The following is a 2,346-nucleotide window of genomic DNA, read 5'->3' on the forward strand; positions in this document are numbered from 1 at the left end:
GTAAATGATAAACATAGGGATGCTGATATAGGTATTATGATGGAAACAACAATACCGGCTTGCATTCTTAAACTGCCGGCGCAAAGCTTAAAAGTATATAAAAAATATAATTTGTCCATCAAGAATGGCTTTTACCCAAAACTCATGATAATTTCTTTAACCTTCCTTAACATTAAAGCAACCCTTATTAACCTCCTTTTGCCCAACGTCCAGCTACTTTCGTCATTGCTTACGAAGTAAACGCTGACTATGAAAAAAAACTACTTATTGCTCATCGCCTGCTGCTTTGCCTTTGCTGCACAGGCACAAAAAACGGGTTCCATCAAAGGAATGCTCCTGGATACCCTGGCTCATCAACCCGTTGCCTCCGCGACGATTACGTTGCTGAAAAAAAAGGATTCCTCGCTGGTGACCTTCACCATGACCAACAACAAAGGGAATTTTGAGCTGACGGGCGTCGCCCCCGGGGAGTACCGGCTGCTGATCACCCATGTGAAATACCATCCTATAAGCAAAACGATTACCCTGACGGCTGCAGAGCCAGACCTTCACCTGCCGGCGATGATATTACAGGACCTGAGCAGAACTTTGGATGAAGTAGTGGTGAATGCGGAATCTCCCCCTGTAACATTGGTGGGCGATACGGTGCAGTATAATGCCGGCTCTTTCAAAACCGTTCCCAATGCCAGTGTAGAGCAACTGCTCAAAAAATTGCCGGGGATACAGGTCAACAAAGACGGTACGGTAAAAGCGCAAGGGCAGGAAGTAAAACGCATCCTGGTAGATGGAAAGGAATTCTTTGGCACCGATCCAAAAATTGCCACCAAAAATCTACCTGCCGATGCCGTCGACAAAGTGCAGGTATATGATAAGTTAAGTGATGCCGCGCAGTTAACCGGCTTTGACGATGGCAACAGTGAAAAAACTATCAACCTAAAACTAAAACAGGATAAAAAGAAAGGCTGGTTTGGGAAAGCTACGGCCGGCGGCGGTACTAACGACCGGTATGATGGAAAATTCAACCTCAACTCCTTTAAGGGCGCCCGGCAGCTATCCGCCATTGGGATGGCCAACAACACCAATGCAGAAGGCTTTTCCTTTATGGACCTGATGAGCTTTAGCGGAGAATTAAACCGAATGAAACAAGGTGGTAATGGCAGTTTCGCCGTAAGTGCAGACGGTGCAGGCGGCGCCTTCATGGATGGCGGCACCGGCAATGGTATTAAAACGGTAGCAGGTGTTGGTATCAACTACAATAACCTGTTGGGTAAAAAAACCGAATTCACCAGCAACTACTTCTTTAACCACTACAACCCGCAACAGGAAACCGATGTACAGCGCCAGTATTTTCTGCCAGATTCTTCTTATTACTATCAGCAACATAGCAATAGCAACAATGTAAGCAACACACATCGGGCTAATCTGAGTGCAGATATTCAGATAGATTCTTCTCAATCGCTTAAATTCACCAGCTCCATTGGTTATCAGGAAAACCGTAGCAGTAGTCAAAGCATCTATAAAACCCTCGGTGAAGATCAACAGCCCGCGAATGATGGCTTCAGTAATAATCGGTCTTCCGGTAAAGGGAGTAATATTAGCAACGATATCCTGTACCGAAAAAAATTTAATCAGAAAGGCAGAACGTTCTCACTCGGGCTGCAGAGCAGTTTTAACAATACAGAAAGCAATGGCAGCCTGCTTTCTGTGAATCACTTTTATAACCGCAAACCGGCCTATGACTCCATTTACCAACATAATACGACTACAGGCGATATGAAGAGTTACAACCTGCACGCCGTATATACGGAACCGTTATTTAAACGATCGTTGCTCGAATTTAGTCTGGGTCGCAGCAGTACCCGCAGCACGGCAGATAAAACGACCTACGACTATGATCCCGGGACCGGCAAATTTGATCACCTGAACACAGACCTTACCAATGATTTTGAAAACACCTACGGCTATACGAATGCCGGATTCCGGCTGCGTACCAAACAGAAAAAATTCAGTCTTGCTGCGGGGATCAACTGGCAACAGGCCGCCCTGGAAGGCAATGTCATGGCCGGAACCAAAGATTCCGTTATCCGCAAAATATTTGACAATTTATTGCCATCACTGCGGTTTAAATATGATTTTACCCGTTACCGCAACCTTAGTATCAACTACACGGCAATCACCAATCAGCCTAATATGTCGCAGCTGCAACCCGTTCCGGACATCAGCGATCCACTCAATATCCGGGAGGGTAACCCTTATCTGAAGCCGGAGTTTACACATCTTGCGCAGTTGAGCTTTATGGCCGTAGATCCTTTCCGGAATAAAAACCTGTTCGCTTTTTTCAATCTG

The 2,346-nt window shown here is 45.7% G+C and carries 1 protein-coding gene; it reads left to right on the plus strand.

The features are described from left to right. Positions 1-249 precede the first annotated feature (249 nt). Positions 250-2,346 (plus strand): outer membrane beta-barrel protein (locus VIP81_RS06900; protein ID WP_331957763.1); only part of this gene is annotated, 2,097 nt, incomplete at its 3' end.

This window comes from Chitinophaga sp., from assembly GCF_036566945.1.
GTDB lineage: Bacteria > Bacteroidota > Bacteroidia > Chitinophagales > Chitinophagaceae > Chitinophaga.